At 72.5% G+C, this 7275-nt stretch carries 9 protein-coding genes; 2 read left to right on the top strand and 7 right to left on the bottom strand.

What is annotated here, in order from left to right:
* Positions 1 to 450 (bottom strand): hypothetical protein (locus HW578_RS27945; RefSeq protein WP_232479154.1); only part of this gene is annotated, 450 nt, incomplete at its 3' end.
* 95 nt (positions 451 to 545) lie between these two features.
* On the opposite strand from HW578_RS27945, the gene HW578_RS20400 reads away from it, so the two are divergent.
* A complete protein-coding gene (locus tag HW578_RS20400; RefSeq protein WP_198372553.1) occupies positions 546 to 1382 on the top strand; it encodes a flagellin in 837 nt (278 codons plus the stop codon).
* 152 nt (positions 1383 to 1534) lie between these two features.
* Here HW578_RS20400 and HW578_RS20405 read toward each other — a convergent pair whose 3' ends face one another.
* Positions 1535 to 2284, bottom strand: a complete 750-nt coding sequence (locus tag HW578_RS20405; RefSeq protein WP_198372554.1) for an aspartate/glutamate racemase family protein — start codon at positions 2282 to 2284, stop codon at positions 1535 to 1537.
* A 192-nt stretch (positions 2285 to 2476) separates the two neighbouring features.
* On the opposite strand from HW578_RS20405, the gene HW578_RS20410 reads away from it, so the two are divergent.
* Entirely contained in the window at positions 2477 to 3463 is a 987-nt protein-coding gene (locus HW578_RS20410; protein WP_198372555.1) for a Bug family tripartite tricarboxylate transporter substrate binding protein, read from the top strand.
* Between the two features lie 48 nt (positions 3464 to 3511).
* Here HW578_RS20410 and HW578_RS20415 read toward each other — a convergent pair whose 3' ends face one another.
* The 5 genes from HW578_RS20415 to HW578_RS20435 all read right to left on the bottom strand — a co-directional run.
* On the bottom strand, positions 3512 to 5239 hold the full coding sequence (locus HW578_RS20415; protein WP_198372556.1) for an ABC transporter ATP-binding protein/permease: 1728 nt from the start codon (positions 5237 to 5239) through the stop codon (positions 3512 to 3514).
* Between the two features lie 3 nt (positions 5240 to 5242).
* Positions 5243 to 5680: a DUF1499 domain-containing protein gene (locus HW578_RS20420; protein WP_198372557.1), complete on the bottom strand. Its 438-nt coding sequence runs from the start codon at positions 5678 to 5680 to the stop codon at positions 5243 to 5245.
* A complete protein-coding gene (locus HW578_RS20425) occupies positions 5677 to 5925 on the bottom strand; it encodes a DUF3253 domain-containing protein (protein ID WP_198372558.1) in 249 nt (82 codons plus the stop codon). The genes HW578_RS20420 and HW578_RS20425 overlap by 4 nt, the downstream gene beginning before the upstream one ends.
* Positions 5922 to 6503 (bottom strand): pyridoxamine 5'-phosphate oxidase family protein, encoded by a 582-nt coding sequence (locus HW578_RS20430; RefSeq protein ID WP_198372559.1) that lies wholly within the window; start codon positions 6501 to 6503, stop codon positions 5922 to 5924. The genes HW578_RS20425 and HW578_RS20430 overlap by 4 nt, the downstream gene beginning before the upstream one ends.
* Positions 6500 to 7275: NAD(P)/FAD-dependent oxidoreductase (locus HW578_RS20435; protein WP_198372560.1), on the bottom strand; the 776-nt coding region annotated here is incomplete at its 5' end. The genes HW578_RS20430 and HW578_RS20435, both read right to left, overlap by 4 nt.

Consider the following 7275-nt stretch of genomic DNA (forward strand, 5'->3'; position numbering starts at 1 on the left):
CGCGCGGCGCCCGCCGTCTGAGGGCAGATCGAAGCGCGGATCGCGGCCTTGCCGCGATCCGGGAGCGCAAAGCGCGACCGCGCCCAGACCCTCAGCCGCGCCTGGCAGGCCGGTGCTTGGCGCGAAGGCAAGCCGCGCGGACGCGCGGCGCCGGCCGTCTGAGGGCAGATCGAAGCGCGGATCGCGGCCTTGCCGCGATCCGAGAGCGCAAAGCGCGACCGCGCCCAACCTGCCCGCCGCGTCGGGCGCGCCAGTGCATGGCGCGAAGGCAAGCCGCGCGGATGCGCCGCGCCCGCCGTCTGAGGGCAGATCGAAGCGCGGATCGCGGCCTTGCCGCGATCCGGGAGCGCAAAGCGCGACCGTGCCCAGACCATCCGATGCGCCGGGTGCGCCAGTGCGTGGCGCGAAGGCAAGCCGGCCGGACGGCCGGCGCCCGCCGCTTGAGGGCATCAAAAAGACTCGCCGCGCTTAACCCGACATTCATCACTCCGCGCCACAGTGGCAGCGCGGCGGGAATATCCCGTCACTGGTAAGGGAAGATCCCGATGAGCCTCAATTCGGTGAACACGAATCTCGGTGCCATGGTGGCGCTGCAGTCGCTCAACCGCACGAATGAGGCGCTGAACAGCACGCAGAAGCGCGTCTCGACCGGCTATCGCGTCTCGGATGCGAAGGATGACGGCGCGGCCTTCGCCGTCGCGCAGTCGGTGCGCGCGGATGTCGCGGGCCTCACGGCCGCGAACGAACAGCTGGGCGGCGTGAAGGGCGTGCTCGACACGGCGCTGGCCGGCCTGCGCAAGGTATCGGACACCATGATCAAGGTGCGCGAGACGCTGGTGCGTCTTGCGGACGATACGCTCAACACCGACCAGCGCGCCCAGTACAACGCGCAGTACGAGGCGTTGCGTACGCAGATTACCAGCTTCATCCAGGACGCCACCTACAACGGGCGCACGCTGCTCGACACCAACACTGCCAATGGCGGCGGCGACATCACCACGACGCGCAACGAGGCCGGCACGACCTACACCCTCACCTCGGTGGACGGCGCGGGCACCATGATCGTCGCCGCGGCACCCACCGACGCGGCCGGCGCGCAGGCGGCGCTGGCGGCGGGCGGGGACTGGGGCACGATCAACACCGTCATCGCCAATGCGTTGAACCAGTACGGGTCGGATGCGCGCTACGTCGATGCGCAGATCGCCTACAACCGCGACAAGCTCGATGCGCTGGATGGCGGCCTGGGCGCGCTGATCGATGCCGACCTCGCGAAGGAATCGGCGCGGCTGCAGGCGCTGCAGATCCGCCAGCAGCTGGGCACGCAGTCGCTTTCCATCGCCAACCAGGCGCCGCAGTCGCTGCTCAGCCTGTTCCAGGGCTGACTGCAGCGGCGCCGCTGCCTAAGGCGCATCGCGCTTGCGCGATCCGGGGGCGCACGTCGCAACAGCGCCCGACCCGCCATCCGCGCCTGGCGCATCGGCGCGCGGTACCCAAGCGCGGCCACCGCCGGCAGCGCCCGGCGCCCGCGGGCAGGCTAGACGAACCTCCGCGGCCGCAGCCCTGCATGGAAGTACGAGATCATCGAGTAGATGTCGTAGACCGGCAGCCCCACCGCCTCCGCCAGCGCGGCGGCATAGGGCGGCATGTTGGTGCATTCCAGCACGATCGCGCCGACCTCGGGATGCGCCGCGACCAGCGTGCGCCCGGCCTCGAGGATATCCTGCTCGGCAAGGCCCACATCGAGGTCCGTCTTTGCAGCGCTGATCAGCACGCGGAAGAACTCCCGCCCGCCCTCGGTGCCCACCACGGGCGTGTCGAGCGGCACCCCGGCCGCTTCCAGATATGCTGGCGTCAGCGACCCCTTGCTCACCGTCACCACGCCCACCCGCTTGCCGGGCGGCAGCGTCGCCTGCACCCAGGGCACCTGCAGCAGGGAGGAGGTCGCCACCGGCACCCCCACCGCCTGCGCCAGCTCGCGCTGGAACAGCGAGAGGAAGCCGCAATTCGTGGTGATCGCCTCCGCCCCAAGATCCACCAGGTCCTGCGCTGCGGCGATGAACTCCGGCAGCAGCCCGCGCGCGCCGGCAAGCACCACGCGCTCGGGCGTTGCGCCCCGCACCACGCGGAACAGCACCGGGAAGGGCCAGGTCTCGCCATTGCCCATGTCGCCCGGGATGCGGGGAAAGCGCGCCTCCAGCATCAGGATGCCGAGCGGCGCGCCATAGATGGACTTCCCGCCGCGCGCGATCCGCGCGAGGCTTGGGGCAGGCGAGGGGGCGTTCATGGCGCGGCAGGCTAGAGCAGCGCCCGACCGAGGGAAACCGCCGCGCTCTCCCTCGCGGCAGGGGCAGGGTTGCCCGGGCGGGGGCCGACCGGCGCAGGCCGGTGCAACGTCCAGGCGGCACGTCCCCCACCCTGGGCCAGGGCCGGCCAGCCGGCCATGATGCCCACCGCAAGGACGAAGGAGACCGGGACCATGATGCGACGCACCCTTATCGCCGCGGCCATCGCCGCCACCGCCCTGCCGGCCCTGGCGCAGGAGGCCCCCTGGCCGAACCGCCCCATCACCCTGATGGGCGGCTTCCCCAACGGCGCGGGCACCGACATCTATGCGCGCCGCCTGGCCGAGCCGCTCTCGCGCGCGCTCGGTCAGCCGGTGGTGGTGGACAACCGCACCGGCGCGGGCGGCAACATCGGCTCCGACCTGGTCGCGAAGGCGCGCCCGGACGGCTACACCTTCTACCTCGGCACCGCGGGCACGCATGCGATCAATGCCGCGCTGTATCGCTCGCTGCCCTTCGACGTGATCCGCGACTTCACGCCGGTGGTGCTGCTGGGCGACGTACCGAACGTGCTGATCGTGAGCCCCGAGAAGCGGCCGAACCTGACCTCCTGCCAGGCGGTGCTGGCGGCGGCACGGGCGCGACCGCAGGCTATCTCCTACGGCTCGACCGGCAATGGCGCCTCGACCCACCTGGCAGGCGCGCAATTCGCCACCGCCGCGGGGCTTGACCTGCTGCACGTGCCCTATCGCGGGCAGCCTGGCGCGATGGCCTCGCTGCTGGCCGGCGACACCGACCTGTTCTTCAATCAGACCGGCGCGGCGATGGGCCCGATCCGCCAGGGCCAGGTGCGCGCGCTCTTCGTGCTCACGCGCGAACGCCTGGCGGCGCTGCCGGACGTGCCGACGGTGGGCGAGGCCTGCGGCCTGCCGCCGATGGATACCTCCACCTGGTACGGCATCCTGGGGCCGGCCAACCTGCCCGCGCCGATCGTGGCGCGCATGAATGCCGAGGTGAACCGCATCATCGCGGCGCCGGAGTTCCGCGAATGGCTGGTGCAGAACCAGGCCATCACGCCGCCGGCCGCGCCCAACAGCCCCGAGCAGTTCCGCGACACGCAGCGTGCGGACGTGGCGCGCTGGGCCGAGGTGGTGCGCCGGTCGGGTGCGACGGTGGATTGAGGGCGCGTCGAGCAAGGCCGGGGGCGGTTCTCCTCCCCCGGCCTGCCGTCATCCCGCCACCAGGTGTCGATCCTCGATCCGCAGCCCGCGGTCATGGAAGGTCGCCACCGCCGGGCGATGCGCGATCGAGATCACCGCCGTGCCCGGCAGCATCTCCTTCACGCGCGCATAGAGCCGCTCCTCCGCCGCCGTATCGAGGCTCGCCGTCGCCTCGTCGAGGAACAGCCAGTCGGGCTTGAGCAGCAGCGCGCGGGCCAGCGCCAGGCGTTGCTGCTCCCCGCCCGAGAGTCGCTTGTCCCAGGAATCGCTCTCGTGCAGGCGCGGCGACAGCTGCGCGAGTTCGGCTGCCTCCAGCGCCGCCGTGACCTCGGCATCGGTGAACCCCGCCTCGTCCTCCGGATAGCAGACGGCGCGCTTCAACGATCCGAGCGGGATATAGGGCCGCTGCGGCAGGAACAGCGCACGCCCGGTCGCCGGCAGTTCGATGCGCCCGGTCCCGAAGGGCCAGATGCCCGCGATGGCGCGGAACAGCGTGGACTTGCCGGACCCCGAGGCACCGGTGATCACGACGGATTCGCCCTTCGCGACCGTGGCGTTCCCGCCCGCGAGCAGCACGCGCCCATCAGGCAGTGACAGCGTCACATCGTGCAGCGACAGCCCCGGCGTCGCGCCCTTGGCCGCGACCGGCCCGCCCTCCGCCGCGCGCGCCGCGGCCACCGCGCGCGTGAAGCCCGTCAGGCGCTCCACCGTGGCGCGCCATCCGGTCAGCCGCGCGTAGTTGTCGACGAACCAGGACAGCGAATCCTGCACCTGGTTGAAGGCGCTGCTGGTCTGGATCAGCCCGCCCAGCGGAATCCGCCCTGCGAAATAGGCGGGTGCCGCCACCACGATCGGGAAGATCGAGGCCACCTGCGAATAGCCCACGGTGAACAGCGTGAGGCGCTTGGTGGCGGTCATGATGGACCACCAGTTCTCCATCAGCGCGCGGAAGCGCTGGGTCAGGCCGCGCTTCTCGTCGGCCTCTCCGCCATGCAGGGCGATGCCCTCCACATTCTCGCGGAAGCGCACCAGCGCGTAGCGGAAATCCGCCTCGACCTTCTGCTGGTTGAAGTTCAGCGCGATCAGCGGCCGCCCGATCAGATGCGCGAGCCAGGTGCCCAGGATGGCATAGACCAGCGCCACCCAGACCATGTAGCCCGGGATGGTCACGCCCAGCAGCGTGACCGGCCCCGAGAGCGACCACAGCACCAGGATGAACGACCCCAGCGTGACGACGGACCGCATCAGCCCGAGCCCGAGGGTGAGCGTGTCGTCCACGAACATCCGCGCATCCTCGGCGATGCGCTGGTCGGGGTTGTCGGTCACCGGGTCGGTCAGCGCCATGCGGTAATAGGCGCGCCCGTCCAGCCATTGCGTGAGGTAGACCTCGGTCAGCCAGCGCCGCCAGCGGATCTCGAGCGCCTGGCGCAGGTACAGCGCATAGACCGCGATCAGGATATAGGCCGCGGCGACGATGCAGAAGGATGGCAGGAAGCCGTCCTCCTCGGTGATGCGCCAGGTGAACAGCAGCGCTGTGAAGGCCTCCGCATCCTTGGCCTCGAGCGCGTTGTAGAAGGCCCGCTGCCAGTAGGTGAGCACCACCGTCATGCCCACCAGCGACAGGTTCAGCACCACCACGGCCAGCAGCAGCCCGCGCGCGCGCCAGCGATCCTCGCTGGACCAATAGGGACGCACGAGCCGCCAGGCATCGCGCAGGAAGGGGGCGAGCGTGCGCATCGCCTATCGCCTCAGCCGGTTCTCGAACTCGGCCAGCCAGGCCATCACGCGCGCACGGTTCGCGCCCAGGTCCGACCAGCCGATCAGGCTGCGCGAATAGAGCCACAGCCCGGTCCCCCCGCCGGTCGGCGCCACCTCGGCCACCACGATGTCGGGATAGTTCATCAGCCGCGTGCGCGCGACCCACTGCGCCTGGCGGCGGTCGGGGTAGTCAGCCAGCGGAAAGGTCCGCGGCTGCGCCGCCGCCACCGCGCGGATGGCGTCGAAGGCCGCCTCCGGCGTGACCGGAAAGGGGTCGCGCTGCAGGTGTCCCACGCCCGGCGCGCTGGTGGGCGTCAGCAGGCAGGTATTGGGCGAGGCCGGCAGCGACAGCGTGGCGAAATCCACCGGCGCCGGCGCGGGCACGCCCGCCGCCCCGCGCGAGAACAGCATCGAGATCATGACCGGATCCTCAACCTGATGACGCCGCGGATCTCGACTTCGGGATCCACGGGCTTGCCCTTGCGCAGGATATCGATGCGCCCCTCGCGCGCCAGCAGCGCCGCTTCGCGCCGGATGCGGGGCATCAGCTTCTGCCAGGCCTCGGGCTCCAGGGCGCGCGCCACCTCGGACGGGCAGATGGATTTCGCCGGCCCGCGGGCCGCGGTCTGCGCCAGGATGGCATCGCGGATGGCGGGCTCGCTCATGGCGCGGCCCAGCCGGCGCAGAGCGCGCCCGCGTCGTCCCAGGCGAAGCGGGCGCGCCGGTGCCCCGCGGCGGCCAGCAGCAGCCAGTCCAGCGCATCGATGCGCAGCGTGACGGCGGCGAAGTTCGCCCGGCCCGCGGCGGCATCCTGCGGCGCGGGCGGCGGTTCCTCGACCGGCGCGCCGGGGGCGTGGGGCGTGGCGTAGCACATGCGGCTCATCTCCCGGCTCGCGGCCCAGGCGGCGTCGGCGGTCGCGTCATCGAGGTGCAGGCTTGCCACCCCCGCGATGCGGATCTGCACCTGCGCCGCGGCATCGTAGCCGTGCAGGGCGGCGCGCGGGTCGGCCGCGATCTCGCCGGCCTTCGCGCTGCGCCGGTCGGTGTGGATACGCAGCAGCCGCGTCGCGGGGTCGAAGCCGCGCAGCACCACGGTGCGCAGGTCCGGCGCGCCATCCAGCCCGCGTGTCGCCAGCGTCGGCGTATGGAAGGGGCTGCGCCGGTCTGCCACGCCGCGCGACAGCAGCCGGAAGGCGTCCGCCAGCGCATCCTGCGGCGTCGCGGGCGGTGGCGGACGGGTCATGCCGCCATGCCCGCCAGCGCCGCGCCGCTCTCCCACGCGGCCTCGGCCCGCCCGGCCAGGCACCAGTCGCCGGCGAGGCCGATCCGTTGCGTCGCATCCCACAGGCAGGGCGCCCCGAGCGGCGCCTCGAGCAGCGAATAGCGCCAGCGATGCGCTGCGGCGTAGCGCGGGGCGGGCAGCGGCGCGGCGGCGAGGGTCGCGAGTTCGGTCAGCAGCGGCGCCGCGATCTCCTCCGCGCGGCGTTCCAGATGCGCGCGCGTCCAGGCGGGGGCGGCCTGCACCACCCAGCATTCCGCGGCTGGATCCCGTCCCGGCTTGGAGGAATCCCGCGCCGCCCAGCCGATCGCATGGCCTTCCGGGCGCAGCGTGTCGGGCAGCGGCAGCGGTGCGTCGAAGGCGGCCATCACGGTCCAGCACGGAGCGTAGCGCACGCCGGCCAGCGCGGGCGCGAAGCCCGGGAGCAGCTCCGCCGCCTGCGGCGCGGGGATCGTCACCAGCACGGCCGAGAAGGGGCCGTCCTCGGCAGGGGCGGTAGCGGGCAGCGGTGCGCCGGGCTTCGCCTCGCGTGCATCCCAATGCTGCACGCGCCAGGCCCCCGGCGCGCCGACCAGGCGCCCGACATGGCGCGAGGTCACCACATCAAGCCCCACCGCCAGCGCGCGCGGCAGCGCCGACATCCCCGGCACGCCCACGTGGCGCGCGGCATCGGGCCAGGGCTGCGCGCCGGCGGCCGCGAGCGCGGCGGCGAAGCCCGCGCCCTCGGCGCGCAGAT

This window comes from Roseomonas rosulenta, assembly GCF_016106005.1.
In the GTDB taxonomy this organism is placed as follows: Bacteria; Pseudomonadota; Alphaproteobacteria; order Acetobacterales; family Acetobacteraceae; genus Neoroseomonas; species Neoroseomonas rosulenta.